The following is a 26,432-nucleotide window of genomic DNA, read 5'->3' on the forward strand; positions in this document are numbered from 1 at the left end:
TCAGTCTCCCAATGGGCCGTCGGGTGGCGCAAGCCCGACGGTCAGCATCTGGTGCTTGATCCGGCGCATCGTTTCGCGGGCCGGGTCGCCGATCCGCGCAGCGACTTCTGTCGCCAGAAGGTCCAGCAGAATAAGCCCGCCATAGCGCGCGGCGCTCGGGCGCAGAATATCGTCATGCTCGTCGAGCGACAGGCCGATCACCCGATCGGCCAGCTCCGCGAGCGGGCTGCCAGGGCGGGTGAGCGCGATGCCGGTCGCTCCGTAATCCCGTGCGGCGGCCATGCAATCCAACGTTGCCGGTGACCGGCCGGCCTGAGAGATGACAAGACATGCATCGCCCTTGCCGAGCGTCGCCGCCTGCATCAGCGCGCGGCCCCCGTCAACGGTCGCCGTGGCCGCCAGACCCAGCCGGTAGAGGCGGTTCTCCGCTTCGCGGGCCAGCAACGAACTGTGCCCGCCCTGACCGAAGACCAGAATGCGACCGGCGGATGCGACCGCGGCGACGGCCGCATCGAAACCGGCGCGGTCGCGCCCGTCGAGCGCGTCCGACATGGCCCGGCTGGCGCCGTCGAGCAGGGCGGCCGCACTGGCATCCGCCCCGGCATGTGCGCCGCCCAGCGGCTGGCGATAGCGCAGCCCCGGACGCCCGGCTTGTGTCAGCGCCACGCGGAACCGCGCGAAACTGTCGATCCCAAGCCGGCGGCAGAATCGGGTGACGGTCGGCGGGGATACGCCGGCGCGTGCGGCCAGTTCGGTGATCGGGACCGAGGCCGCCCAGTCCGGCTCGGATGCGACCAGCGCCGCCAGCGCCTGTTCGGCGGGCGGCAGGTCGGGCATCTGCCGGTCCAGTGCGGCCAGAAGGTCGGTCATGTGGCGGCGGGCGCCTTGTAGGCCACACAATCCACCTCGACCTTGCAATCGACCATCATGGTTGCCTGCACACAGGCGCGGGCGGGTGGGTGCTCTCCGAAATATTCCGCATAGACCTTGTTGAAGGACCAGAAATCGCGCGGATCATCGAGCCAGACACCGACGCGCACGACATGTTCGAGCCCGTAGCCAGCCTCTTCCAGAATGGCGATCAGGTTGCGGATCGTCAGATGCGACTGTTCGACGATGCCGGTGCCGACGATCTCTCCGTCCTTCATGGCGACCTGTCCGGACACATGAAGCCAGCCGTCGGCCTCTACCGCGCGGGCAAAGGGCAGGGTCTGGCCACCGGCACCGGGTTTGGACGCGCCGTATCGCGTGATGCTCATCGCAGTCTCCGTAAATTATTTTCGTATCGCTTGACCGATTTCGGGATAATCCGTAGTTTTATCGCCAATCTCAAGCCAATTGTGAAAAATATTTAGCATGTCCGACCGCGATCCGTTCACCCCGCCTTTCGCCCCAGACGATGAGGCCCGCCGTGCCATCTGGGAGATGCTTGTCCCCCGCGATATCGATGCGTTTCTCGCCGCGGACTGGTCGATGGTGGAAGACGATTTCGAGGATGCGGCCTTTTTCGGCATCCACGGGCAGAACAGCCCCGATGCCGATGCGTGGTCACTGGCCTTCCCCGATCTTGCAAGCTACCGCGCCGAATGGCTCCGTCAGGCAAAGGATTTCGCGACGCAGAGTTTCGCGGAAGACCCGCGGCCCGCACTGTTCCGCGCCACCCGGCTGGAAGAGATCGAGATTTCCGGAGATAGGGCTCTGGTGCGCAAGAAGTTCGATGGCGCGCTGAAACGGACCGATGGCGGCAGCGACCGGCTGTTGTGGCAGACCCACTACCATTGCCACCGGATCGGGGGCCGCTGGAAGATCTGCGGCTTCCTTGGCTACCTGCCGAACCCGCTCGGGCAGCCCGCAGGATAGGGCAGGGAGCAGACCATGACCCGGCGTATCTTTGTCGCGGCAATGGCGACCGAGACGAACAGTTTCTCACCGATCAGGATCGACCTGCGGGCCTTCGAAGCCTCTTTGTTCGCGGGGCCGGGCGCGCATCCCGAAACCCCGACGCTCTGCACGGCGGTCTTTCCGGTGGGGCGCAGGGTCACCGCGCGACGCGGCTGGACTTTGGTCGAGGGCACGGCCGCCTGGGCCGATCCGGCCGGGCTCGTGTCCCGCGCCGCGCATGAAAGCCTGCGGGACCGGATACTGGCCGAGCTTGCGGGTGCCGGTCCGGTCGATGCGGTGATGCTGGGCCTCCACGGGGCGATGATCGCGGACGGCTGCGACGATCCAGAGGGCGACCTGCTCGCCCGCATTCGCGCCCATGTCGGACCGGATGTTCCGGTGATGGCCACGCTCGACCCGCACAGCCACCTGACCAAAAAGCGCGTGGCCGCGGCTGACGCGCTCGTGGCGTTCCGCGAGTTCCCGCACACGGATTTCGTTGCAACCGCCGAACGCGCCTGGGCGCTGATGGAGCGCCGGCTCGATGGCGATCTCGATCCGGTCATCCTGACCGCCGATCCGAAGATGATCGACGTTTTCCCGACCTCGCGCGCGCCGATGCGCCGGTTCGTGGACGATATGGTTGCAGCGGGGGAGGACTTTCCCGGCGGTGCGGACCTGTCGCTCATCCACGGGTTCATGGCGGGAGACGTGCCGGAGATGGGCACAAAGATGATGATCGTGGCGGACCGGTCCCGCGCGGTCGAGGCGCAGGCCCTGATCGACCGGTTTGCCGCCCGGATCCGGGCCCTGCGCGGACAGGTCCGGGCCGAGGAACTGGATGTGCCCGAGGCGCTGAAGCGTGCGCAGGACAGCTCGTCCCGCCCCGTGACCATTGCCGATATGTGGGACAATCCGGGTGGCGGCACGGCAGGTGACGCGACCGTGCTCCTGCGCGCCGTGCGCGATGCGGGTCTGTCGAACGTCGCCTTCGGGACCATCTGGGACCCCGGCGCCGTGGCGATCTGCATGGCCGCAGGCGCGGGCGCGCAGCTGTCGCTCCGGATCGGGGCCAAGTCGGCGCCCGGCACCGGCCTGCCCGTCGATCTGGACGCACAGGTCGTCTCTGTCCGCAAGGACGCGCACCAGATGTTCGGCGGCTCAATAGTGCCGATCGGGGATGCGGCACATATCCGGGCGGGAGGCATCGACATCATCCTCAATTCGACCCGCGCGCAATGTTTCGACACATCGCTTTTCACGCTCTTCGGGATCGATCCGGCGGCGCGCGATATTCTGGTGGTCAAATCGACCAATCACTTCTACGACAGTTTCGCGCGGCTCGGTGGTGAGATCCTCTATTGCGCGGCCGGGACGCCCTATCCGAATGACCCGCGCCGCACCGCTTATCGCCAAGCACCACGCGATATCTGGCCCATTGCCGACGACCCGCCGGAGGATTGAGATGACCCGAATTGACGATCTGATGACCCCGGTTCCGGTGGTCGACGAGGAGGTGATGGCGGCGAATATCGCCCGCGTCCAAGAGTTTTTCGACGGGCTGGGCCGCAATTTCCGGCCTCATATCAAGACCCACAAGATCCCTGAGCTGGCCGAGGCTCAACTGGTCGCCGGCGCGCGCGGGATCAACTGCCAGAAGGTGACGGAGGCAGAGGTTTTCGCCGACGCAGGGTTCGACGATATCCTCATCACCTATAATATCCTCGGGGCGGAGAAACTGGCCCGTCTCGCGGCGCTCAATGCGCGGGTCCGCCTGACCGTGGTGGCCGACAATGCCACGGTGGTCGACGGGCTGGCTGACGCGTTCCATCCCGACCGGCCACTGCGCATCCTCGTCGAATGCGAGACAGGCGCGCGGCGCAACGGCGTGCAGACGCCGGAGGCGGCTGTGGAACTGGCCCGCCGGATCACCGCGGCGCCGGGGCTCATCTTCGAGGGGCTGATGACCTATCCCAAGCCGCATGGTGAAGCAGCGGTTGAGGCGTTTTTCAGCGAAACGATGGCGCTTCTGGATGCGGCTGGCTTGGCCTGTCCGGTGCGGTCCCATGCCGGCTCGCCGAGCCTGTTCAACGCGGCCGATGTGCCGTCGGCCACCGAACATCGGGCGGGGACATATATCTACAACGACCGCAAGATGGTCCGCGAGGGCCATTGCCGGATCGAGGACTGCGCCATGCATATTCTGGCGACGGTCGTCTCCTGCCCGACGCCCGACCGTTGCGTGCTCGACAGCGGGTCGAAGACGCTGACCAGCGACCTGTCGGGCTTTGCTGATCACGGGCTGATCGTTGAACATCCCGGCGCGCGGATCGTCTCACTGTCGGAAGAACATGGTGTGGTTGACCTGTCGGATTGCGCAAGCCGCCCCGCTGTCGGCGACCGGGTGCGGATCATCCCCAACCACACCTGCGTCGTGTCCAACATGTTCGACCGGATGGTTTTCCACCGCCAAGGCACGATCACGCGGACCTTGCCGGTGCGCGCCCGCGGGCTTGTTTGGTAACGTTTTATTGACCTTTTGAGGAAATCGGCCGACACTTCTCGCGTTAAAGAGGTGTGGGCGTAGACGTGCAGGCAGACTATCCAGACGATTGGTTCGACTTCACGGAGAGCCAACTCGCCGATTTTGGCGCGATGATGTTCCTGTCGTCGCTGGTCAAAGTGCACCAGCGCCGCACCCTTCTGTCCAATTTCCGCAGTTTCGAGACGCCGTGGCGGCTGGGCCAGTATCACATTTTCCGCGCCACCAACGGATCACCCCGCGCCTTCATGACCTATGCGGCGCTGAGTGAGGAGGCCGAGCGCGCCTATGCGCTCGACCAGCACCCGATCGAGCCCGAGGACTGGGCCGCCGGGCAGGCGGTTTGGATCATCGACCTTGTGGCGCCCTTCGGGCAGGTTCCGCAGATCGTGGAGATGATCAAGCGCGACGCACCGTTCCAGAGGGTGCGCACAAACCGGCTGACGGCGGATATGGAAACCCAGAGGATTGTCGAATGGGTCCGCGACGCGGAGGGCAAGGTCCACATGTCCGTCATCCGCCCGCGCGACTTCCGCACTGTGGCGGAACTGGAGGCGTAAATGGTAAACTTTGCAGCAAACCCCGATGAATCCGATCTTGTCGGGTCGGTCACGAAATCGGACCTCGATACGAGCGGCCAGATCAACATCTTCTGGTATGCGGGGCCGTTTCCGGTCGCGAACGTCAATGATTCCGGCACATTCGAGATATTCATTCAACCTTCGGTCGGCACTGCAACGGTCGATGATAACGGCAACTGGACCTATGATCTGGGCGACAAGTCGAATTTCATCCTGAACGGGTCGGTCACATTCACAATTCGCGGAACCGAGACAAACCCGGGCGACCCTGCCAACCCGATCACGGTCGACACGGTTATCACCATCAACTTCGATGTCTGCTTTGTCACCGGCACGCGCATCCTGACGCCGGACGGCTGGCGGCGGGTAGAGGACCTGACGGTCGGCGACAGCGTCACCACTCTCGACGGCGGCCCGCAGGTCATCCGCTGGATCGAGGGGCGCGATCTGGACCCGGCGCGGCTCGCATCCAATCCCGAGCTTTGTCCGATCCGGATCAAGGCCGGCACATTCGGGGCGGGCCGGCCGGAACGGGACTTGCGGGTTTCGCCGCAGCACCGGGTGCTGTTCTCAGGCCCGCAGGCGCAACTGCTCTTCGGTCAGGCGGACGTGCTCGTGGCCGCCAAGAGCCTCCTCGGCTTGCCGGGCGTCTCGCAGGAGATGCCCGAAGCGGGGATCGGCTATTTCCACATCCTTCTGGACCGGCACGAGGTTCTGATCGCCGAAGGGCTGGAGGCCGAGAGCCTCTATCTCGGCGAGGAGGCCCTGTCGGTGATGGGATCGGACGGGCTTCAGGAACTGGCCGCGATCTTCGGGGATGCGACACCGGGGCCGGCCGGCCTGTTCGGTCCGGCCGCGCGCCACATCCTGCGTGATTATGAGGCGCGGTCGCTCGTGGCGCTGCACAAATCGCGCCTGAAACAGGCCGGGGCCGAAGCGCCGCACCACCTGCCGTAACGGCACCCGGGTCTGGCGCTTCACGCCCGCCGCACCCGCGACTAGGGTCTCCGGCAACGTTTCTCGATTGACCGGACCTGGTGCATGAAAATCCTCCGACTGTCCCTGGGGCTGATCCTCGCCCTTCTCCTGGGCGTGCTGATCTGGCTTGCCGTCGCGCCGCCTGCGATGATCCGCGTGGCGACCGCCTACACGGCGAAAATCGTCTGCTCGAACCATTTCATTGCCGCCCGCGATCCAGCAGAGGTGCTGGCCGTCGATGTGCAGGCGCCCGGCCATCCGATCCTCGGCTTCATATCGATCGACGTCGATGACAGCGCGGGCCGGGTGGACGCCCGCCTGCTGGGACTTTTCGGGCGCGGCACCGCGCTGCACCGGTCAGGGCATGGCTGCGCCGTGGCACCGGACGGGAACGTGGCCGCGCTGGCTGCAAATGCACCCGCGACGGAACCGGCGCCCCTTGCCATAGATCCCGTTCCGGCGATCCAAAATCTGCTCGGTGATGAGTCCCTGACCGGGCCGGGCATGCGCGCGGTTCTGGTCCTGAAAGACAAGCAGGTGATCGGCAAGACCTATGCTGACGGCTTTGATGCCGGAACGCCGCTGCTCGGCTGGTCCATGACCAAGACCGTCACCGCAGCGCTGATCGGCACTTTGGTGAAGGACGGCGCGCTTTCGCTCGACCAGAGCGTTGCGGACGCGGCCCCGAATGCTTTCGGCCATTGGGCCAGCGATGCCCGCGCGGCCATCACTGTGGCTGACCTTATGGGCATGGCGAGCGATCTGCGCTGGAACGAAGGGTACGGCACCGTCTCCGATGTCACGCGGATGCTCTATCTCGAAGCGGACATGGCCGCCTTCGCCGCGTCATCCCCGCTCGACGCGCCGGACGGCGCGGATGTGGGGCAGGTCTTCAACTATTCCTCGGGCACGACCGTGCTTCTGTCGCGGCTGGCGCAGGAACTGCTGGGCGCGGACGAGATGCAGGCGATGCGCGCACGGCTTTTCAATCCGCTCGGCATGGCCAGCGCGGTCGTCGAAGCGGATGCGACGGGCACGCTCGCCGGATCGTCCTACATGTATGCGACAGCGGCCGACTGGGCACGGTTTGGCGCCTTTGTCGGCGGAGCGGGGCAGGGGATCGTTCCGGCGGGGTTCACCGAATGGATGCGCGCACCGCACCCGGCATCGGATGGTGCGTACGGCCGGGGCCAGACCTGGATGCGCCCGCCGGGTCCGGCGCGCGACATTGCCCTGCCGGATGATGCCGTCTGGCTGTCGGGACATGACGGCCAGTCGGTCGGGGTCTTCCCGTCGGACCAGCTCGTGATCGTGCGGTTCGGCCTGACGCCCTCGTCGCTCGGCTATTCGCCCGCTGCGCTCAGCCGGGCGGTCCTCGACGCGCTCGACGGCTGAACATGAAAAAGGCGCGGCCGGGAAAAGCCGCGCCAGACACCCCGCCCAATTTGGCCCGGGCGGGACATGTTTCAGATGCGGTCAGCCCTCGGCCGCGACGAGCAAGTCGGGGTCGATTTCCGTGAGCGCCACGCGGCGCTCGACGGCCTGACCGTCCGTGTCGAACAGGTGGCAGTCCGCCCCGTTGATCCCGATGTCGAGATCCGTACCGGGACGGGCTGGCGCGCTGCCGTCAAGAAGCGCACAGAAGGGCGTGTCGCTCTGGGCGACGCGGGCATAGGCGACCGTATGGATGCCGAGCCGCTCGATCACCGACGGATCGACCGTCAGGCGGGCATCTGCTTCGCCGAGCTTCAGATGTTCGGGGCGGATGCCGAGCGTCATCGACTGGCCGGCAAGCCCCGAATGGCCATGGACCGGCACCGTCAGTTCCGCGCCGTTCGGCAGGGTGACTGTGGCGCTGTCCTCATCCGCGCGGGAACAGGTGACGGGCAGGAAATTCATCTTAGGATTGCCGATGAACCCGGCGACGAACAGGTTGCGCGGCTTGTGATAGAGTTCCAGCGGCGTGCCGACCTGGCTGACGATCCCGCCGTCGAGCACCACGATCCGGTCGGCCATGGTCATGGCCTCCACCTGGTCGTGGGTTACATAGATCATCGTCGCGCCGAGGTCGCCATGCAGTTTCGACAGCTCCACCCGCATCTCGGCGCGCAAAGCGGCATCGAGGTTCGAGAGCGGCTCGTCGAACAGGAAGACCTTGGGTTCGCGGACGATGGCGCGGCCGATGGCGACGCGCTGGCGCTGGCCGCCCGAGAGCTGGCCCGGCTTGTGCTGGAGCCGCTCATCGAGCTGCAGAATGCCCGACGCGCGGCGCACGCGGGTCTCGACCTCGTCCTTGCTCATCTTGTCGACGCGCAAGGGGAAGGCAATATTCTCGTAGACGCTCATATGGGGGTAGAGCGCGTAGGACTGGAACACCATCGCAATGCCGCGTTTCACCGGCGCGAGCGTGTTCACCACGGTGCCGTCGATCGAGACGGTGCCGTCAGTGATCTCCTCCAGCCCCGCGATCATCCGCAACAGGGTGGACTTGCCGCAGCCCGACGGGCCGACGAAGACCACGAACTCGCCATCCGCGATGTCGAGCGAGACGCCCTTGATGACCTCGGCATTGCCGAAGCTCTTGCGGACATTTTCCAGCTGCAACTGGCCCATGATACGTTCCTTGTCCTTGAGGTCCGGACCCCGCGGCGCAGCCGCGGGATCCGGTGATCGGTTTACTTGTAGTCTTCGAGCTGCTCGGCTGCGATCTCGATGGCTTCGGCCGCTTCGACCTCACCCAGAACGACGCCCTGAACGGCTTCGTTGATCGCGTCCTGCATGCCGACATAGTCGGTCACGAACGGCTCCGGCCCACCGGTCGGGATGGCTTCGAGGAAGGCACCCCAGGTCGGGTCCTCGTCCACGAGGCCGGCCACTTCGGGCAGGTCGCGCAGCGGGGTGAACCCTTCGGCCAGTTCGAAGGCCATCTGATTTTCCGGGTTGGTCAGCAGTTTGGCGAGCGACAGGGCTTCCTGCTCAACGCCGGTATTGTTGAACACCGCAAGGCTGTCGGTGATCAGAAGCGTGCCGGGCTGGCCCTGCGGGCCGACCGGGATCGGCGCGACGCCCCAGTTGGTGTCACCGATCAGGTTCCGCGCCCACGGGCCGGAGATGAACATGCCGATCTTGCCTTCGGCGAAGAGCGGGTTCAGCTTCTCGCGGTCATAGGCAACGGGGCCGGGCTGGGACACTTCGGCCAGCTTGCCGTAGAATTCCAGGGCTTCGACATTGTTCGGAGAGTTGAAGACGATTTCGCCGTCGGCGTTAATCACTTCACCACCGTTGGTGTACACGTAGTTCAGGAACTGGTGCATGGTGTTGTCGAAGCTGGCAGCGGCCAGGCCCACACCGTCCGCATCGGTCTTGTCCTTGATCGCGGTGGCGGCGGCGAGCATCTCGTCCCAGGTTTTCGGCGGCATCTCGGGGTCGAGGCCGGCTTCTGCGAAGAGATCCTTGTTGTAGTAGAGCGCCTTGGTGGAGAAAGCCCGCGGCAGACCCCACTGTTTGCCGTCTGCGGTCACGGTGCCGAGGATCGGAGCCGCATAGGTGGCCTTTTCCTCGTCCGTCAGGTCGACCGAGATGATCAGGTCGTTGGCGGCCAGCTGCTTGAGCGTGCGCGAGCCCATATAGGCGATCGCGGGCGCGTTGCCGGCGGATGCGAGCGTGGTGGATTTTTCCTGGCACTGGCCCCACGGCACGAATTCCAGATCAACCTTGAAGCCGGGGTTGGCAGCTTCCCATTCCGCGATCAGCGCGTCCTGGATCGGGATGCCGGCGCCGGTATTGTCGCCGCAGTTGATCATGTGGATCCGCTTGTCCTCGGCCATCGCGGTGCCCGCGACGCCAAGGGCAACGGTGGTGCCCAAAAGCAAGGTTTTAAGGGTCATTTCAGTCTCCCAAGTTGGTTTGCCATTGTTGGAATCTCACTCCTTGACCGCCCCGGCCGTCAGGCCGGCGACAATGTATCGCTGGAGGAAGACATAGATGATCAGCACTGGCAGGATGCCGACCAGACTTGCGGCCATCAGCTCGTTCCAGACGACCTCTTGGCGGCCGAAGAACTGGAACAGGCCAACGGGCAACGGGTTGAGCTCGTTGGTGGAATTGAAGGTGAGCGCGAAAAGGAACTGCTGCGCATAGGCGGCGATGAACGTAGCGATGGCGACAACCATGATCCCCGGCAGCGCGATCGGCAGGATCACCCGGCGCAGCGTGTAGAGCCGGCCCGCACCATCGACCCATGCGGCCTCTTCCAGCTCGCGCGGGATTTTCATCAGATAGGAGCGCAGGAGCCAGATGCCCGTCGGGATGACGAAGGCCGTGCCCGGCGCGATCATCGCGAAATAGGTGTTCAGAAGGCCGAGCTGCTGCATCACCTTGAAGAGCGGGATGATCAGAACCGCGCCCGAGACCATGTTGATCGCGAGGAACGCCGCCAGAAGCCCGTTCTTGAACCGGAACTCGAAGCGCGCGAACGCATAGGCCGCGGGGATGATCGCCACAAGGGCCAGCACTGTCACCGAGCTTGCGATGAAGAAGCTGTTGAACATGTAGAGCCACAGGAGCGGCACGTTGCTCCACATGTCGATATAGGCGCGGAAGCTCATCTCGTCGGTCACGAACCGGTAGGGGATCGAGAAGAGCGCATCGAGCGGCCGCAGCGACACGACGAAGGCTTCGACAAAGGGCGCGAGCACGAAGGAGAGGAACAGCAGGATGCCCGAATAGATGAGGACATATTCCCACCAGCGATACTTGTTGATCATTTGATCGTCCCCCGCTTGGCGATGCGCGACGTCATCAGGAAGTAGAAGCCCGAGAAGAGCGACAGGAAGATCACGATCATCACGGCGCGTGCGGCACCCTCGCCATATTTGAAGCGGCTGATCGCGGTCTTGTAAGTGTCGATGATCATGGTCGTGGTAGAGCCGCGTGGTCCGCCCTCGGTCAGGATCCAGATGATATCGAAACTGTTGAAGGTCCAGATGGCCGACAGGAGCGCCATGGTCGCGATCGCGGGCATGATGAGCGGCAGAGTGATCCGGCGGAACCGGTAGAACCGGTTGGCCCCGTCGACCCAGGCGGCCTCGTGCAGGTCCACAGGCACGCCCTGCATGGCGGCCAGCAGATAGATGGTGACCATCGGCGTGCCGATCCAGACATCGGTGATGATCGTCGCCATGAAGGCACTGTTGCGATAGGCGAGGAACTCGAACGGCTCGGCTATCAGATGCAGGCGCTGTGCGAGGCCCGAAATCATCCCGAACTGGCCGTTATACATCCAGCCCCAGATGAAGACGCCGATGGCAATCGGCACGACCCAGGGCGGCATCACCAACACGCGGAAGAGCGTGCGGCCCGGCACGCTGGCGTTCAGGAGCACCGCCCCGAACGTGCCCAGCACCATCTTGATCGCCACCGAGATCGCCATCCAGTAGAAGGTGCGCGCGATCACCTCGGGGAACCGGCGCGAGAACATCTTCTCGTAATTCTCGAAGCCGACATAGTTTGTCTCGGGCTTCAGCGATGCGTCGGTGAAGGACAGGCGGACCGTTTCCACCAGCGGCCATGCAACGATGATGAGCGTCACCACCAGGGCCGGCACCAGCAGCAGATAAGGAAACAGGTCGGTCTTGGGTCTAGCGGCGGCCATGGTCAGTTCCGTTTCACGTCATAGCTGTCGAAACGGTCCCACGTCGGAGCAAGGTCGATGACCGCTCCGCGCTGGCGCGCCTCGTCGATTTTGAGGGCGGTCAGCCCCGCCTCGAGCGCGTCGAGCACCGAGACAGGCAGGCCGAGATCGCCGTTCATGTGGGCAATCAGGTCCTGCGCCATGGCCTCGTCCGCGCCGTAATGCCCGTCATGCGTGCCACCCAGATCGGGCATGTCGACGAGCCGTTTCCCGGTCACCGCGTCATGTGCGCGGTAGAAATTGCGGATGAAATCGCCCTCGGCCATGCCCTTGGTGCCGATCACGGCAAAGCGGCGGAACTCGTCAGGCACATACATGTTGGTGTGGAAGCAGAGGTTGGCGCCGCCCTCATATTCGATGAGTGCGGTCTGGTGGTCGACCAGGTCCCCGTCACTGTCGAAATCGGACGCCCCGCCGTTCCAGCGCGGCTCGAACGGGTCAACCCGTCCCGGGGTCTCTGGCCGCGGGAAGCGGGTGCCTTCCGGCGGGCGGTTTTCGGGCACGAAACTGCGCCGACCGCCAAAGCTTGCCACGCGCATGGCCCGCGCACCGACCACGCCCTGATAGAGATCGAGGTCATGGCAGCATTTCTCCAGCATGAACCCGCCGGAATAGCGGCTGTGCCGCCGCCAGTCGCGCATGAAGAACGAGCCGTGATAGGGACCGATATGCTCCGCCGCCTCGATGGAGACGACGTCACCGATCTGGCCGCTGTCGAGCGAGGCGCGCAGGGCGCGGTAAAGGGGGGCGTAGCGCAGGACCAGCCCGACCATGACCCGCTGGTGGCCGCCGGCCTTCTCCAGCGCGTCGAGAAGCGCGAACGTCTCGTCTTCCGACACGACGACCGGCTTTTCGGCGAAGATATGCGGCGTGCCATGGTCAAGCGCGGTGCGGATATGGTCGAGATGCATGAAGTTCGGGCTGCCGACCATCAGCAGGTCCGGCTGGTCGGCCTTCAGCATCTCTTCGAGTGTCGCATGCGCGTGCATGGCTTGACCGGTTGCGGCTTCCAGCGATGCCCGGCCGGCCGGCGCGGGGTCGACAAAGCCGGCCAGCCGCGCGTCGGGATTGGCCTTGCACAGAAGCGCCGTGACATGGGCGATGCGTGCGCCGAGGCCGACGATGCAGATCTTCATGCGCAGTTCCTTTCAAGTTCGTCCATGGCATCGCGCAGCGCGCGAATCGCCGGGGCATGGGCCTCGCGCCGCTGGCCCTCGGCTTCGAACCCGAGCCCGTCGAAAAGCGTGGCGGGCAGGGAAACAGGTGCCGCACCGGACGCATGCAGCGCGTCGATGCCGGGCAGGGCGAGCAGACGGGGTGCGAGCGCGGGCGTGACACCGCCGCCAGGCATGATCTCGATCCGGCCGCGCGCGGCATCGGCCATCTGGGCGAGACGCGGCAGACCGTCACCGACGCGCGCCGCGCCGCCCGAGGTCAGGATCCGGTCAAAACCAAGCGCGATCGCGGCCTCGACCGCGGCAGAGGCATCGGGCACGAGATCGACCGCGCGGTGCAGGGTGGCTTGCATAGAACCACGGGCCGCAAGCAGATCGCGCAGAACAGCTACGTCGAGCGCACGGGCCTCCGTCAGGGCTCCGGTCACGATCCCGGCAAGCCCCGCGTCGCGGGCGTGGCCGATATCGTCGAGCATGGCGGCCACGTCCCCGGGAGAATAGAGGAAGTGGCCGCCGCGGGGGCGGATCATCGCATGGCAGGGCACCGGCAGGTCGGCAGCCGCGCGCATCAGCCCGGCCGAGGGGGTCAGTCCGCCGATGGCGAGCGCCGAGCAGAGTTCGATCCGGTCGGCCCCCGCCTCGACCGCCACCCAGGCGCCTTCGATCGTGTCGACACAGATTTCCAGAAGCGGACGGGTCATGCGCTTGCTCCTGCCGGCACCATGTCGGCCCCGGCAATCGCAGCCCCGACCAGTCCGCCATTTGCGGCGTGCTGGCCGACCGTCACGAGCGGAGCAGCGTAAGTCGCCAGAACGCGGCCGCGCAGCTTGCGGTCGATCTCCGCCACAAGCCGCGCGTCGCCCGACAGACCGCCGCTGCAAGGCACCGCATCCGGCCCGAGTGTGTTGACAATGACGGACAGGGCGCGGGCAACGATCTCGGTATAGATGTCGATGGTGCGCGCGGCACCTTCGTCGCCCGCATGCCACGCAGCCGTGATCTCGGTGCTGTCACAGGTCGCGCCGTGCAGCGCCAGATGCAGTTTCTCCATCCCGCGGGCCGACCCATGCGCGTCAAGGCATCCGGTCTGGCCGCAGCCGCAGGGCAGGGCGGGCAGGCCGGGCGCAAGGCCACCGGCGGTCGGGTCGATCGCGGGTCCGTGGCCCCATTCACCCGATATGCCGCCGAAACCCTGCAGAAGTGCGCCGTTCACGACCACACCGCCACCGACACCGGAGCCGAGGATGATCCCGAAGGTCACCGGTTTGCCGCGACCCGCGCCCAGATGCGCCTCTGCCAGCGCGAAACAGTCGGCATCATTGGTGATGCGGACCGGCAGGCCGAGCGCCGCTTCCAGATCGCGGGCCACATGGCGCCCGTCGAGGCAGGGAATATTGGCAACCCGCGCCAACCCGGTGCGGCTGTCATAAACGCCGGCGAGCGAAACGGACAGGGCGGTAGCGCCGGTCGTCTTCGCAATCCCCGACAAGGCGGCAGCGAAATCCTTGAAATCGGAAACGGGGGTGGGGCAGCGCCCGGCTTCGGGAACGCGTCCATCCGGCTCCGGCTGACCGAAGCGGATGAAAGTGCCGCCGATATCCAAGCAGGTGAGCATCCACCAATCCCGTCATGACGCGACGCTCCGGTCGCTGTGTAATACCAATATGGAACCAATATGGGATTTAGTAAATACCAAATTTCGAAATGGTCTGATCGGTGGTCGGACAAGGGAAATTCGCGCCCCGGATAGACGAAAGAGGCGCGGTCGGGGGACGGGTGGCGCTCCGCGAAGCGCCTGCCTTTCAGCGGGTTGCGCGGCGAAGCGCTGCGGCGACATCGCCGCCGACATCGGCGAGCAACGCCTCGGCCGCTGTCCGCTCAAGGCCGGTGGCAACAAGGATCGCAACAGGCACCGACCCGTCCGATGCATCGAGCGCGGCACCCGCTTGGTGGGCTGGCTTGCTTGTCAAATCACCGATGATTCGCACCGCACGGCCGCGCAACTTTTCATTGTCGGCGACCACCTGCACCATATGGCCCTGAACGACCCGCCCGAGATGCATCGCAGCCAGCGTCGAGATCATGTTGAGCGCCGCCTTCTGCGCCGATCCGGCGGCCATACGGGTCGAGCCCGCGACGAATTCCGGCGGAGATTCCAACAGGACCGGACAGGTCGAAAGTGCCAGCAGACGCGCGGACGGGACGTTGGCCAGACCGACAATTTCGGATTTTGTTTCAGAGGCTTGCTTCGCGAACGCGCAGGTATATGGCGTGCCACCGCTGGCCGAAACGGCGATGACAATGTCACCTGGCCCAAGTCCCGCCGCCTTGCAATCGGCGCTGCCGGCCTCCCCACTGTCTTCCGCGCCGCCGGACAGGTTGCGGAAAGTCTGCAAACCGCCCGCAATGCTGAAGCCGACCCTGTCGCGCGGCAGACCGAAGGTGCCGGGAAGTTCCAGCGCATCAGCCGCCGCCATCAGCCCGGCGCTGCCCGCGCCGACATAGTGCACACGCCCGCCCGCGCGGAGCCGGTCGGCCAGAAGCGCCGCCGCACGCGCCAGCGCTGGAGCGGCCGCGCCCACGGCCCGCATGGCCGCGAGCTGGATATCGGCCATGGCCGCAAGCGCCGCCTCGGGCTGGTCGGGACCGAGCGCCGCGCTGCGCGGATCCCGCTCTTCTGTGGGTGGTGACGTCATGAAACCTCCTCCGGCAATCATGCCCCTTTCCCGCCATTTCTCAACAGGTTCCGGCCGTCCCTTGCGATGGCGGGCATATATTTTTGGCGCCTGAGAGACATTCGGGCTTCTCATTGGCTCTATATTGGTATTATATAGGTATTAGGACTGCAAGGGACCGGAGCCATCACAGCGCCCATGAGCGACATCACCTCATATCTCGCCCCCGCCGGATGGCTGACGGGAAGCGGCGGCCCGCGCTACCTCCAGCTGCGCCGCCGGATCCAGGACGCTATCGCGGACGGGGTGATTTCCGAGGGCGACCCGCTCCCGTCCGAGCGCGAGATTGCGGCGCTGACGGACCTGTCGCGGGTAACTGTGCGCAAGGCCGTCGCCGAACTGGTCGAGGCCGGCACCATCATCCAGCGCCGCGGCTCCGGCTCTTTCGTGGCACCCAACGTGGCGCGGGTCGAACAGAGCCTGTCGCGCCTCACCTCCTTCACGGAGGATATGGCCCGCCGCGGGATGGAGGTCGAATCGACCTTCATCGAGCGGCGCGTCTGTCCACCATCCCCGCAGGAAACCTTCACGCTGGGTCTCTCCGCGGGCGAGTTGGTGGCCCGCGTCGCCCGACTCCGCCGCGCCGACGGACGGCCGCTCGCCATCGAGCGCGCCAGTCTGCCCAATTCGATCCTGCCGAACCCGACGGATGTGGACCATTCGCTCTATGCCGTGCTCGACCGGATGGGACTGCGCCCGGTCCGGGCCGTGCAACGGATTTCTGCCATCAACATCCGCGCCGAAGATGCCGAACTGCTCGACATTCCGGCCGGGGCGGCCGCTTTGAAGATCGAGCGGGTCTCCTATCTCGACAGCGGACGCGTGGTGGAATTTACCCGCTCCATCTATCGCGGCGACGCATATGACTTCGTCGCCGAACTGCAACTTTCCGGAACCTGAGCCGATGACCGACACGCATATGCGGCGCGAAATCGCCGAAATCCCCGACGCCACCGCCCGCCTTCTGGGCGAGGGGCGGGCCGCCATCCGCGAATTGGCCGCCGAATTGCGCGCCACACCGCCGCTTTTCCTGGCAACCGTCGCGCGAGGCAGTTCCGACCATGCCGCGCTTTTCATCAAATATGCCTGCGAGATGACGCTGGGCCTGCCGGTCGCCTCGCTCGGCCCTTCGGTCGCATCGGTCTACGGCCGCAATCTGGCGCTCGAAGGCGCGCTTGTGCTGTCGATCTCGCAGTCGGGCAAAAGCCCCGACAATGTCGCCATGGCCGGCATGGCCCGCGCGGCCGGCGCCCGCACGGCCGCGATCACCAACGACCCTGCCTCTCCACTGGCCGAGGCGTCCGACCGGACCATTGCGCTCTGCGCCGGGCCGGAAACCTCCGTCGCCGCCACGAAAACCTTCGTGACCTCGTCTGTCGCGGGGCTGGCCCTGTTGGCCGAATGGTCGGGCGAGGCAGCCCTCCTCGATGCGCTCGACCGGTTGCCGGAGGGACTGGCGGAAGCCTGCACCAAGGACTGGTCGCCGCTCGTGGACGCGCTGGAAGACGCGCCGTCACTCTATGTATTGGGGCGCGGCCCCGGGCTTGCCATGTCGAACGAGGCGGCGCTCAAGTTCAAGGAGACCTGCCAGATCCACGCGGAATCCTATTCCTCCGCCGAGGTCCTGCACGGGCCGGTCTCGATCGTGGAACCGGGCTATCCGGTGTTGGCGCTCGCAGTGCGTGACGCCGCCGAAGACGGGCTCGTCGAGGTGGCGGACGCACTGGCCGACAAGGGCGCGCGGGTGTTCGCAACCTCTGGCAAGGCACAGAAAGCCACGCGCTTGCCCTTCGCCGCAGGCGCGCATCCGCTGACCGATCCGCTTCTGCAGATCACTTCCTTCTACGGGTTTATCGAGCGGCTCGCGCTGCGCCGCGGGCTCGACCCGGACACGCCGCGCAACCTGCGCAAAGTGACCGAAACCGTATGAGCGCGCCCCGCGCTTTCCGCGCCGCGCGCCTGTTCGACGGCACGGCTTGGCATGACGACGCCCTTGTGGTCACGGAAGGTGCGGCTCTTCTCTATGCAGGCGCGGCGCGTCACGCGCCTTCGGACCTTCGGGACGGGCTGCGGGCCGAGGATCTGGGGCAGGGCTGGCTTGTGCCGGGCTTTGTCGACCTGCAGGTCAACGGCGGCGGCGGCGTGCTCCTGAACGACGATCCCTCTGTCGACACGATTGCGCGGATTTGCGCGGCCCACGCGCCGTTCGGGTCCACGTCGCTCCTGCCCACGCTCATCACCGACACGCCGGAGAAGACCGCACAGGCGATTGCCGCCGGGCGGGCGGCCGCCAGGGCAGCCGTCCCCGGTTTCGCAGGACTGCATCTGGAAGGACCGCATCTCGACCCGGCCCGCAAGGGTGCTCATGACGCGCGCTATATCCGCCCGATGTCGGAGGACGATTGCGCCGCGCTGGAAGCCGCCGCGGCGGACCTGCCGGCGCTCCTCGTCACGCTCGCCCCGGAATCCGCCTCGCCCGACCAGATCCGCCGCCTGACGCAGGCAGGCGCGACCGTCAGCCTCGGCCATAGTGCGACCAGCTGTACGGCGGCGCGCCGGTCTATCGAGGCCGGCGCACGTTCCGTCACCCACCTGTTCAATGCGATGAGCGGTCTAGGCCACCGGGAACCGGGTCTTGTGGGCGCGGCGCTCGCGTCGGGCGACGTGTCAGCGGGCATCATCGCGGACGGTATCCATGTCGATCCGGTCGCGCTTGGCGTCGCGCTGCGTGCCAAGACCGGACCGGGCGCGCTCTATCTGGTGACCGACGCGATGGCGACCATCGGCACCGACATGACCGAGTTCACGCTCGACGGGCGGCGCATCCTGCGGCGCGACGGGCGTCTGACACTGGAAGACGGCACGCTCGCGGGTGCCGATCTCGACATGATCTCCGCCGTGCGTTTCATGGTGCGGGAGATGGGGCTCGACGCAGCCGAGGCGCTGGCCATGGCTGGCCGGGTGCCGGCAGGGCTGATCGGCGACGGTGCGGGCAGGGGGCACCTCGTCCCAGGCGGTCGCGCCGACATGCTCCTCCTGTCGGACGACCTGCAGGTGGAGCGGGTCTGGATCGGCGGGGCGGTCAGCGTCTAGCGGTTGCCGCGCCGGTCACGGGCGGCGGTCTGGGCGGACCGGTAGAGCTTGCCGAGCGCGCGGTCGCGGTCGCGCTGTTCGGCCAGACTTTCGGAGTTCCGCCGGTCCTCGCGCTGCAATTTGCGATACCGGTCGAGCCGGGCAGGATCGAGGCGTCCGTCTTCGATCGCTTCGCGCACCGCGCAGCCCGGTTCCCGGTCGTGGGAGCAGTCCCCGAACCGGCAGGCCGCGGCCAGATCGGCAATGTCGGCGAACACCGCGGCGACGCCCTCCTCGGCATCGAGCAGCCGCAGCGCGCGCATCCCCGGCGTGTCGATGATCCAGCCGCCGCCGGCGATCCGGTGCAGCGACCGCGCCGTCGTCGTGTGCCGGCCCTTGGCGTCATCCTCGCGGATGCCCTGTGTGGCAAGGTCGAGACCGGACAGGGCGTTGATAAGGGTCGATTTCCCGACACCGGACGAGCCGACCAGCGCCACCGTCTGGCCCCGCCCGCACCAGGGCCGGAGCGCCGAAAGACCGTCCGGGTCGCGCGCGTCCACCGGCTCCACGATCAGGCCGGGCAGAAGCGCGCGGGCACGGTCGACATATCTGTCAACATCGTCGGCCAGATCGGCCTTGGTCAGCACGATCAGCGGCGTCACATCGGCCTGTTCTGCAAGGGCCAGATAGCGTTCCAGCCGGGGCGGGTTGAAATCTGCATTGCAGGAGCTGGTGATGAAAAGCGTGTCCACATTGGCCGCGATCAGCTGGACCTCCCGCCCGGTGCCGGCCGCACGGCGCTTCATCTCGGAGAACCGGTCGAGGCGCCGCACCGGCCGGCCGCTGTCCCGCTCAAGAAGAAGCCAGTCGCCCACGGCAAAGGCGCGGCTCGGTAGGGCTGGTCCCGTCTCGATCCGTTCAGGACCGGCCTCGCTTATCAGGTCGAGCCCGTTGCGGTGCACTTCCGCAACCCGGGCCGGACGGCAGGTCTCAAACTCGTCCAGATCCAGCTGCGACTGGAACCGCGGCCCCCAGCCAAGCTCCGGCAGGGACATCCCCGCACCCGCATCCGTCATCTCACCTGCCTCCCGCAGCCGCGTCAATCGAGGCGGACCCGCATGGCCCATGCCCGCGCATCGAAGGAAAGCGCGCCGTCCGGTCCGGCCAGTCTGGCCAGCCGGTCCCGCAATTGCGCCTGCATCGATGCATCACAGGCCGCCACGTAAGCGGGCGCGGGGCCGGTGCCAAGGGTGAACGGATGCCAGAATGTATCGAAATCGGGAAAGCGTGTCGCGATTGTCAACGGTTCGATCTGCACGGTCCCGAGGCCTGCATCCGCGCAGATCGCCTGCAGCCCGGGCTTGGTACAGAAGGCGAAGCGCCGCGCCTCGTCCAGATCGGCCGCCTTGGGATCGATGGCCGCGGCCGCCGTCCAGAACGCGTCGAGAAACCCGAGCCCGCCGCCCGGATAATCCCAGACATAGAAGGCCAGCGTGCCCCCGTCCCGCGTGACCCGTGCCATTTCGGCCAGAGCCGCCGCCGGGTCGGGCGTGAAATTGAGCGCAAGCGCGGAGACCGTCACATCGACCGCATCGTCGGGCAGGGGCAGGGCATCCGCGCCCGCGATCCCGAAACGCACACCGGCGCGCCCCAGTTTCGACTGCGCATGGGCCACGAACGGTTCGGCCGGATCAAAGCCAAGCAGGGAGCGCGGCGCCGCACTGTCGAGCACCGCCGCGCTCAGCGCACCGGTGCCGCAGCCCACGTCGAGCCAGGCCTGGCCCTCATCCTCGTCAAGCCAGTCGAGAAACGCATCGGCCATCATGCGGCTCCAGCGCCCCATATAGGCGTCGTAGCTGTCTCCAGCGGCCCAACGGTCGGATGTCGGCTTGCCCATCGCAGCGGCTCCCGGTCCTCTCCTTCCCGTCAAGGATAGCACAGGCTGCGGCGGCCACGGTGGGGAAAGAGTCGTCAACGTTGTTCCAGCGCAACGTTGCGGTCACGCATGCGGCGCAGACTGCAGGCAACTGTCAAAAGGTTGAAGAAAGGACCTCGACATGATTACCCGCAGAACCGCCCTGATGGGCGCCGCTTTCGTCGCCGCATCGCCGGCCGTCGTGACCCGTGCGCTCGCCTCCGACGAGACGATGGACACATCCGGCGCTGCCGCCGTTGACCTGTCGAGCCTGCCCCGGCGCAAGGTCGAGCTGGTGCCGCCGCCCTTCGTCCACGAACATGAACAGGTTGCCAGCACCGGTCCCAGCATCGTCGAGTTCGAGATGGAAATCATCGAACGCGAGATGGAAGTGGACGATGACGGCGGCTACCTGCAGGGCATGACCTTCAACGGGTCGATCCCCGGCCCGCTGATGGTGGTGCATGAGGGAGACTATGTGGAACTGACGCTGAAGAACCCGGCCAGCAACCTGATGCCGCACAATATCGACTTCCACGCGGCCACGGGGGCGCTTGGCGGCGGGGCGCTGACGCTCGTCAACCCGGGCGAGATGACCGTTCTGCGCTTCAAGGCCACACGGCCGGGCACATTCGTCTATCACTGTGCGCCGGGTGGCCCGATGATCCCCTGGCATGTCGTCTCGGGCATGGCGGGCACGATCATGATCCTGCCGCGCGACGGGCTGAAAACCGACACGGGCGCGCCGATCAAATATGATCGCGTCTGGTATATCGGCGAGGCGGAATTCTACATTCCGCGCGACGAAAACGGCGATTTCAAACGCTATGCGGATGTCGGCGAAAGCTACCCCGAGACCGAAGAACTGATGAACGGGCTCATCCCGACCCACGTGGTCTTCAACGGCCGCAAGGGCGCGCTCACGGGCGACAATGCGCTGACCGCGAAAGTGGGCGAACGTGTGCTCATCGTGCATTCGCAGGCCAACCGCGACACGCGTCCGCACCTGATCGGCGGGCATGGCGACTATGTCTGGGAAAGCGGCAAGTTCAACAACCCGCCGGAACGCGATCTGGAGACATGGTTCATTCGCGGCGGGTCGGCCGGGGCGGCGCTCTACAGCTTCCTGCAGCCGGGGCTCTATGCCTATGTGAACCACAATCTGATCGAGGCGGTAAACCTCGGCGCCACGGCCCATGTGCTGGTCGAGGGCGACTGGGACAATGACCTGATGGAGCAGGTCACCGCACCGGTTGAATATTCCTCCTGACCTGACGATGCGGGGCCGGTTCTGCCGGCCCCGCGCCACATGCAAAACGGGCTGGAGTGCCCACGATGAAACTCTACACACCTGTTCTTCTGATCACTCTTCTGGGCGCGGCCCTGCTGGCGCGCGAAGGGTGGTTTTCGCATGATGCGGACCGCGCGGCTGACCTGCCGGTGCCGCCGACCGTCATTGTCCCCGCCATGCGCCTCGACTACCGCCCGGCAGGCCAGTATCAGACCGCGCGACAGGTGATCGACCCGCCGCTCGATACGCGCGCAATGCCGCCGCTTGCCGTGATGGAAACCCATGTATCCGAAGCGCTTTACGGTCTGTGCGTGGACGATGGCGCATGCCGGCCCGCACCGGGGCGCGGACGCGACGACCATGCGCAAGTGTTCGTCAGCTTTGCCGATACGGAACAATTTGCGCTGTGGCTGGCGGACCGGACGGGCACGGACTGGCGCCTGCCGACGGACCGGGAATGGGCGCAGCTTGCGGCCGAGGCGTTCCATGACGATGCGCTCGGCATCGATGGCGGACCTGCCGATCCCGCCGCGCGGTGGCTCGCAGCCTACGAGAGCCAGTTCGCGCAGCGCGGCGACGCGGACGGCACGCACCATCCGCTGGGCCACTTTGGCGCCAACAGCCTCGGGGTGCGCGATCTCGGCGGCAATATCTGGGAATGGACGCAAAGCTGCAATGAACGCGTGACGCTCGGTCCCGACCGTAGCGCGGTCCTGTCAAAGGTCGAGAATTGCGGCGTCCGCGTCGCCCAGGGACGCCACAGGGCCTATATCATAGACTTCGTGCGTGACGCGCGGGGCGGCGGCTGCGCAATCGGCATTCCGCCGGACTATCTCGGAATCCGGCTTGTCCACAGTCTGGATGGCTAGCATTCTGCATATTTAACATAAGAAAGATTATACGACTTCGAAATCCAGCGGTCACTCCCCGCGCGGGACCCATTCCTCGACTATCATCACCATGTCCCCGCCCGAGACGCGGTATGGTGCGGAAAGCTCGGTCTGGTCTGTCCGGATGAAAAACCTTGCAAACGGCTCCGGCAATGCGCGCAAGCCCTTGCCGCTGCGGTCGGCATTGACCAGCAGAATGCGGTCGGGCGTGCCTGCGCCGTTCAACAGCCGTTCATCCTGCACCTGCCAGTCCGGCCGCAGGTAAGCGAGGTTGCCCGCAACCCAGACCGGCGCGAGCACCAATGTCCCCTCCTCCACCGGCAATTCTGCCGCGAGCGTTTTGAACGGCGCCGCGCGGTAGGCATCACCCCAGAGATTATGGTGCAACAGTCCCACAGGGATCAGCAGAGCCACCGCACCTGCCACCTGCGCCAGCCGTTTCGGGCCCGCCGCGCGCCAAAGCGGGACGAGCAGGAGCGTCAGCGCCGGCACACTCGTCACCAGAACCGGCTGCAGCCAGCGGTCTTTCACATTGGTCGCGCCCGAAGCCAGGACAACAAGCGCGATCAGCGCCAGACCGGACAGCGCGATGGCCGCCAGATAGCGCAAGAGCAGGTCATCGGGTATCGGGATGCGCGCTGCCCCGGCCCGGCGGAACACTGCATGGCAGACCCCGAGGATCAGGAGCGGCAGGGCCATGAAGGACAGAAGCGCGCCCGCCAAAGCGGCCAGACCTTCGACCCGTGCGAGCGCCCAGTGGCCTGTGTCCATCTCGAACTTGTGGGAGGAGGCCATAGTCGCCTCCTGATTGGCGAACATCCAGAGCCCCGGGCCGGCAAGAATGGCGAGCGCCATGCCGACAGCAAGCAAGAGTTTCGGCGTGCCAAAGAGGCCCCGCATCTGCGGCAGCCACGCCGCGGCAAGAAACGTCGCGCTCACCGACAGCGCGAAATTGTATTTGGCGATCATCCCGAAACCGATAAGCGCGCCGAGCACCAGATAATCGGGCGCGCCGCGCCGTCCGTCGGCCCCCATCGCCCAGACCTGCGCCGCGAGCAGCACCGACAGGAAGGTGACGAGCACGCTGTGGGTGAGCGCCCGCTGGCTTTCCCACCCTAACTGCGGAACGGTCAGCAGCATGACCGTCGCCAGACCGGCCAGTGGCGGCGGCGCAATCCGGCGCGCGAGCCAGTAGACGGTCAGGAACGTCCCGCAGAGAAAGGCGTTCTTCACCAGCGACAGGGCAAGGATGGTTTCCCCGAAGAGCGCGAACGCCCCGCCCTGCACCCAGGCATAGAGCGGCGGTTGCGGGCCGTAGCCCCAGGCCAGCACCCGGCCTTCAAGGATCATCTGCGCCTCATCAAGCCCGAGCGCCCCGCCCGTTGCGACACGAAGGGCGATCTGGAACAGGAAATATCCGGCAATGAGCAGGACCCATGTCCGGTCCCGGGACCAGACCGTGCCGACGGCACCGGTTTCGTTCATCGACGCATCCCCTTCCGCCGGCCGTTCCGCTTTATTGCATCGGTCCGGACCACAACTTATAAGTCAGGTCCAGCCGAGGTCCAGTCAGGACCCGGAACCCAGGGTTCGAAACAGGCACATGACGTTGGATCAGACACCGGACCCGTCGGCGGGCACCCAACCTCCCCCGGAATTTTCGGTCGTCGTGCCGATGAAGAACGAAGAAGGCAATGTCGCCTTTCTGGTCGATGCCATCGCGGAGGCCTGTGCCGGCCGTCCCTTCGAGACGATCCTCGTCAATGACGGGTCGGAGGACGGCACGGCGGGTGTGATCCGCGCGCTGCAGGCGGACCGGCCTTGGTTGCGGCTCATCGAACATGCCCGCTCCGGCGGCCAGTCTGCAGCGGTCCATAGCGGCGTCCATGCCGCCCGCGCGCCCGTGATCTGCACACTCGACGGCGACGGTCAGAACCCGCCTGCGGAGATCCCGAAACTGGTGGGGCCGCTTCTGGCCAAGGATGCGCCCGCGACGCTCGGCCTTGTGGCGGGCCAGCGCGTGGCCCGCAAGGATACGGCGTCGAAACGCTGGGCCTCGACCTTTGCCAACGGGCTGCGCGCACGCATGCTCCACGATGACACGCGCGACACGGGCTGCGGTCTGAAAGCCTTCCGCCGCGACGGGTTTTTGGAACTTCCTTTCTTCAACCATATGCACCGCTATCTGCCGGCGCTTTTCTCCGCCTACGGGTGGGAGGTGGCCCATTGCGACGTGTCCCATGCGGAACGACATTCCGGCACGTCCAACTATACCAACCTGCACCGCGCGCTCGTCGGCATCCATGACCTGTTCGGGGTGCGCTGGCTCATCAAACGCGCCAAGCCGGTCCGGCCCCTGCCCGAAGAGCGGCCCTGATGGACGCGGTCCTCGAATATCTGAAAATCGAGTCGCGGGCCGATCTGATCTGGGTCTGTATCGGGCTTGGCGCGCAGATGATGTTCTCGATGCGCTTCATCATCCAGTGGCTGAGCTCCGAGAAACAGGGCAAGTCGGTCGTGCCGGTGGCCTTCTGGTGGTTTTCGCTGACGGGCGGCCTGCTGCTGCTCGTCTACGGCATCTATCGCGGTGAGATTGTCATCATCCTCGGCCAGTCGACCGGGATCTTCATCTATGCCCGCAACCTCTGGCTCATCTATGCCGAGAAGAAACGCGCACCGGACCCCTGACGCCCCTGCCCCGATCTGCGAAAGGATCTGCCCCATGCCTGCCTCCGATGTGACCGACCGCTATGCCGATCTGCACGCGCTGGCCCGAGACCGCGGGCTCGACGCCATCGTTCTGGTGCCGGGGCCGAATTTCCACCGGATCATGGGAAAGAACTTCCATTCCAACGAGCGGCCGCTGGCGATCTTCGTGCCTGTCACGGGCACGCCGGTCGCCATTGTCCCGCATCTGGAAATGGGATCTTTCGAGCTGGTCGGTTTTGAAGGCCCCGTCCACCCGTGGCGCGATCAGGATGGCTATCAGCCTGCGTTCAACGCGGTGGCGGCGGAATTGAACCTCGTCCGCGTCGGGGTCGAGGGGCAGGTCATGCGGGTCTTCGTGCATCATGCGCTCACTGCCGCCTGGCCCGGCATCGAGATCGAAGATCAGGAGGCCGCGATCTCCGGCCTGCGCATCCGCAAAACGGATGCGGAAGTGGCCGCACTGGAACAGGCCATCGCCATTTCAGAAGCCGCGCTGGAACGCACCATCGCGCAGGTGCGTGTCGGCCAGTCCGAGCGCGACGTGGAATCGCTCCTGATGCAGGCGCTTCTGGCCGCGGGCGCCGAGGATTTCGCCTTCGGGCCGATCGTTGCCGCAGGGGACAATAGCGCACGGCCCCACGCCAAGGCGCGGGCCGATTATGCAATCCGCGAAGGCGACGCGCTCCTCTTCGATTTCGGTGCCCGCTGGGGCGGGCTCTGCGCGGACATAACCCGCACCTTCTTCATTCGCTCCTGCTCGGACGAGCAGCGCGCGGTCTATGACACCGTGCTGGCCGCCAACGCGGCGGGCCATGCCGCAACGCGGCCGGGCGTCACCGCGCATGAGATCGACGATGTAGTGACGGGCGTGCTCGAAGCCTCGCCCTATGCCGACCGGATCCGCACCAAGACCGGTCACGGGCTTGGCCGCGCGGTTCACGAAGACCCGTACATCATGCGGGGCAACCACC

Annotated in this window: 27 protein-coding genes; 14 read left to right on the forward strand and 13 right to left on the reverse strand. The window is 66.0% G+C overall.

The features are described from left to right. Together GSH16_RS14805 and GSH16_RS14810 are read right to left on the reverse strand one after the other, a co-directional pair. Nucleotides 1–870: a MurR/RpiR family transcriptional regulator gene (locus GSH16_RS14805; protein WP_160856382.1), complete on the reverse strand. Its 870-nt coding sequence runs from the start codon at nt 868–870 to the stop codon at nt 1–3. Then, nucleotides 867–1,259, reverse strand: a complete 393-nt coding sequence (locus tag GSH16_RS14810) for a RidA family protein (protein WP_160856383.1) — start codon at nt 1,257–1,259, stop codon at nt 867–869. Before GSH16_RS14810 ends, GSH16_RS14805 begins: the two co-directional genes overlap by 4 nt. Before the next feature lie 97 nt (nt 1,260–1,356). On the opposite strand from GSH16_RS14810, the gene GSH16_RS14815 reads away from it, so the two are divergent. The 6 genes from GSH16_RS14815 (at nt 1,357) to GSH16_RS14840 (ending at nt 7,377) form a co-directional block, all read left to right on the forward strand. Further along, the gene (locus GSH16_RS14815) at nt 1,357–1,860 is read left to right on the forward strand and encodes a hypothetical protein (RefSeq protein WP_160856384.1); all 504 of its coding nucleotides are present in this window, start codon (nt 1,357–1,359) and stop codon (nt 1,858–1,860) included. A gap of 15 nt (nt 1,861–1,875) precedes the next feature. Beyond that, the gene (locus GSH16_RS14820; protein WP_160856385.1) at nt 1,876–3,345 is read left to right on the forward strand and encodes a M81 family metallopeptidase; all 1,470 of its coding nucleotides are present in this window, start codon (nt 1,876–1,878) and stop codon (nt 3,343–3,345) included. Between the two features lies 1 nt (nt 3,346). Beyond that, nucleotides 3,347–4,405 (forward strand): D-TA family PLP-dependent enzyme, encoded by a 1,059-nt coding sequence (locus tag GSH16_RS14825; protein ID WP_160856386.1) that lies wholly within the window; start codon nt 3,347–3,349, stop codon nt 4,403–4,405. 65 nt (nt 4,406–4,470) lie between these two features. Next, nucleotides 4,471–4,983: a toxin-activating lysine-acyltransferase gene (locus GSH16_RS14830; RefSeq protein WP_160856387.1), complete on the forward strand. Its 513-nt coding sequence runs from the start codon at nt 4,471–4,473 to the stop codon at nt 4,981–4,983. Then, nucleotides 4,984–5,961 (forward strand): Hint domain-containing protein, encoded by a 978-nt coding sequence (locus GSH16_RS14835; RefSeq protein WP_160856388.1) that lies wholly within the window; start codon nt 4,984–4,986, stop codon nt 5,959–5,961. An 84-nt stretch (nt 5,962–6,045) separates the two neighbouring features. Beyond that, nucleotides 6,046–7,377 (forward strand): serine hydrolase domain-containing protein, encoded by a 1,332-nt coding sequence (locus tag GSH16_RS14840; RefSeq protein WP_160856389.1) that lies wholly within the window; start codon nt 6,046–6,048, stop codon nt 7,375–7,377. 81 nt (nt 7,378–7,458) lie between these two features. On the opposite strand, the gene GSH16_RS14845 is transcribed toward GSH16_RS14840, so the two are convergent. The 8 genes from GSH16_RS14845 to GSH16_RS14880 form a co-directional block, all read right to left on the reverse strand. Then, a complete protein-coding gene (locus GSH16_RS14845; RefSeq protein WP_160856390.1) occupies nt 7,459–8,595 on the reverse strand; it encodes an ABC transporter ATP-binding protein in 1,137 nt (378 codons plus the stop codon). 62 nt (nt 8,596–8,657) lie between these two features. Next, on the reverse strand, nt 8,658–9,869 hold the full coding sequence (locus GSH16_RS14850; RefSeq protein WP_160856391.1) for an ABC transporter substrate-binding protein: 1,212 nt from the start codon (nt 9,867–9,869) through the stop codon (nt 8,658–8,660). A gap of 36 nt (nt 9,870–9,905) precedes the next feature. Next, complete coding sequence (locus GSH16_RS14855) at nt 9,906–10,748, reverse strand: carbohydrate ABC transporter permease (protein ID WP_160856392.1); 843 nt, start codon at nt 10,746–10,748, stop codon at nt 9,906–9,908. Beyond that, complete coding sequence (locus GSH16_RS14860; RefSeq protein WP_160856393.1) at nt 10,745–11,635, reverse strand: carbohydrate ABC transporter permease; 891 nt, start codon at nt 11,633–11,635, stop codon at nt 10,745–10,747. The genes GSH16_RS14855 and GSH16_RS14860 overlap by 4 nt, the downstream gene beginning before the upstream one ends. Before the next feature lie 2 nt (nt 11,636–11,637). Beyond that, nucleotides 11,638–12,810 (reverse strand): Gfo/Idh/MocA family protein, encoded by a 1,173-nt coding sequence (locus tag GSH16_RS14865; RefSeq protein WP_160856394.1) that lies wholly within the window; start codon nt 12,808–12,810, stop codon nt 11,638–11,640. Next, nucleotides 12,807–13,550 (reverse strand): copper homeostasis protein CutC, encoded by a 744-nt coding sequence (locus GSH16_RS14870; RefSeq protein WP_160856395.1) that lies wholly within the window; start codon nt 13,548–13,550, stop codon nt 12,807–12,809. Before GSH16_RS14870 ends, GSH16_RS14865 begins: the two co-directional genes overlap by 4 nt. Next, the gene (locus tag GSH16_RS14875; protein WP_160856396.1) at nt 13,547–14,464 is read right to left on the reverse strand and encodes an ROK family protein; all 918 of its coding nucleotides are present in this window, start codon (nt 14,462–14,464) and stop codon (nt 13,547–13,549) included. The genes GSH16_RS14870 and GSH16_RS14875 overlap by 4 nt, the downstream gene beginning before the upstream one ends. Before the next feature lie 187 nt (nt 14,465–14,651). Next, nucleotides 14,652–15,545: an N-acetylmuramic acid 6-phosphate etherase gene (locus tag GSH16_RS14880; protein ID WP_160856397.1), complete on the reverse strand. Its 894-nt coding sequence runs from the start codon at nt 15,543–15,545 to the stop codon at nt 14,652–14,654. Between the two features lie 177 nt (nt 15,546–15,722). Here GSH16_RS14880 and GSH16_RS14885 point away from each other — a divergent pair, with 177 nt between their 5' ends. The 3 genes from GSH16_RS14885 to nagA are packed head-to-tail and all read left to right on the forward strand — an operon-like array spanning nt 15,723 to nt 18,677. Next, on the forward strand, nt 15,723–16,484 hold the full coding sequence (locus GSH16_RS14885; protein ID WP_160856398.1) for a GntR family transcriptional regulator: 762 nt from the start codon (nt 15,723–15,725) through the stop codon (nt 16,482–16,484). A gap of 4 nt (nt 16,485–16,488) precedes the next feature. Next, nucleotides 16,489–17,514, forward strand: a complete 1,026-nt coding sequence (locus tag GSH16_RS14890; RefSeq protein WP_160856399.1) for an SIS domain-containing protein — start codon at nt 16,489–16,491, stop codon at nt 17,512–17,514. Next, nucleotides 17,511–18,677, forward strand: coding sequence for an N-acetylglucosamine-6-phosphate deacetylase (gene nagA / locus GSH16_RS14895; protein WP_160856400.1), 1,167 nt, complete (start codon nt 17,511–17,513; stop codon nt 18,675–18,677). Before GSH16_RS14890 ends, nagA begins: the two co-directional genes overlap by 4 nt. Here nagA and rsgA read toward each other — a convergent pair. Beyond that, entirely contained in the window at nt 18,674–19,732 is a 1,059-nt protein-coding gene (gene rsgA / locus GSH16_RS14900) for a ribosome small subunit-dependent GTPase A (protein ID WP_160856401.1), read from the reverse strand. The two genes, nagA and rsgA, sit on opposite strands and share 4 nt — an antisense overlap. A 23-nt stretch (nt 19,733–19,755) precedes the next feature. Continuing rightward, nucleotides 19,756–20,553, reverse strand: coding sequence for a class I SAM-dependent methyltransferase (locus GSH16_RS14905; RefSeq protein ID WP_160856402.1), 798 nt, complete (start codon nt 20,551–20,553; stop codon nt 19,756–19,758). A 160-nt stretch (nt 20,554–20,713) separates the two neighbouring features. Between GSH16_RS14905 and nirK the strand changes: the two genes are divergently transcribed. Both nirK and GSH16_RS14915 read left to right on the forward strand, forming a co-directional pair. Next, entirely contained in the window at nt 20,714–21,841 is a 1,128-nt protein-coding gene (nirK, locus tag GSH16_RS14910; RefSeq protein WP_160856403.1) for a copper-containing nitrite reductase, read from the forward strand. A 65-nt stretch (nt 21,842–21,906) separates the two neighbouring features. Then, the gene (locus GSH16_RS14915; protein WP_160856404.1) at nt 21,907–22,731 is read left to right on the forward strand and encodes an SUMF1/EgtB/PvdO family nonheme iron enzyme; all 825 of its coding nucleotides are present in this window, start codon (nt 21,907–21,909) and stop codon (nt 22,729–22,731) included. 51 nt (nt 22,732–22,782) lie between these two features. Here GSH16_RS14915 and GSH16_RS14920 read toward each other — a convergent pair whose 3' ends face one another. Continuing rightward, nucleotides 22,783–24,237: an ArnT family glycosyltransferase gene (locus GSH16_RS14920; RefSeq protein ID WP_160856405.1), complete on the reverse strand. Its 1,455-nt coding sequence runs from the start codon at nt 24,235–24,237 to the stop codon at nt 22,783–22,785. A gap of 118 nt (nt 24,238–24,355) precedes the next feature. Here GSH16_RS14920 and GSH16_RS14925 point away from each other — a divergent pair, with 118 nt between their 5' ends. From GSH16_RS14925 to GSH16_RS14935, 3 genes are all read left to right on the forward strand, one after another. Then, the gene (locus tag GSH16_RS14925) at nt 24,356–25,129 is read left to right on the forward strand and encodes a glycosyltransferase family 2 protein (protein WP_160856406.1); all 774 of its coding nucleotides are present in this window, start codon (nt 24,356–24,358) and stop codon (nt 25,127–25,129) included. Then, nucleotides 25,129–25,440: a lipid-A-disaccharide synthase N-terminal domain-containing protein gene (locus GSH16_RS14930; RefSeq protein WP_160856407.1), complete on the forward strand. Its 312-nt coding sequence runs from the start codon at nt 25,129–25,131 to the stop codon at nt 25,438–25,440. The genes GSH16_RS14925 and GSH16_RS14930 overlap by 1 nt, the downstream gene beginning before the upstream one ends. Before the next feature lie 34 nt (nt 25,441–25,474). After that, nucleotides 25,475–26,432, forward strand: a 958-nt coding sequence (locus GSH16_RS14935) for a M24 family metallopeptidase (RefSeq protein WP_160856408.1), incomplete at its 3' end; no start/stop codon positions are given.

The organism is Oceanomicrobium pacificus (assembly GCF_009833495.1).
Taxonomy (GTDB): Bacteria; Pseudomonadota; Alphaproteobacteria; order Rhodobacterales; family Rhodobacteraceae; genus Oceanomicrobium; species Oceanomicrobium pacificus.